Source organism: Enterobacter cloacae complex sp.6700776 (assembly GCF_048284255.1).
Lineage (GTDB): Bacteria > Pseudomonadota > Gammaproteobacteria > Enterobacterales > Enterobacteriaceae > Enterobacter > Enterobacter intestinihominis.
The window spans coordinates 1-233 of record NZ_JBLVYK010000349.1; the positions used below are offsets into that span (position 1 = coordinate 1).

Here is a 233-nt window from a genome sequence, read left to right on the forward strand (position 1 = left end):
TGTGTTCGCAGTAAAGGATGGTGGAGCTATGCGGGATCGAACCGCAGACCTCCTGCGTGCAAGGCAGGCGCTCTCCCAGCTGAGCTATAGCCCCATCGTTTGTAATCTCTGTACCGCTCATCCTTTAAAAGGAGTTTGGTAGGCCTGAGTGGACTTGAACCACCGACCTCACCCTTATCAGGGGTGCGCTCTAACCACCTGAGCTACAAGCCTGCAGAGATTTTTTACTGCTG

General features: G+C 53.6%; 2 tRNA genes. Both read right to left on the reverse strand.

Features of this window, described 5'->3' with window-relative positions:
- Positions 1-18: 18 nt before the first annotated feature.
- Positions 19-94 (reverse strand) — tRNA-Ala (locus tag ACNQ0T_RS24580).
- A 42-nt stretch (positions 95-136) separates the two neighbouring features.
- Positions 137-213, reverse strand: a tRNA-Ile gene (locus ACNQ0T_RS24585).
- Positions 214-233 lie beyond the last annotated feature (20 nt).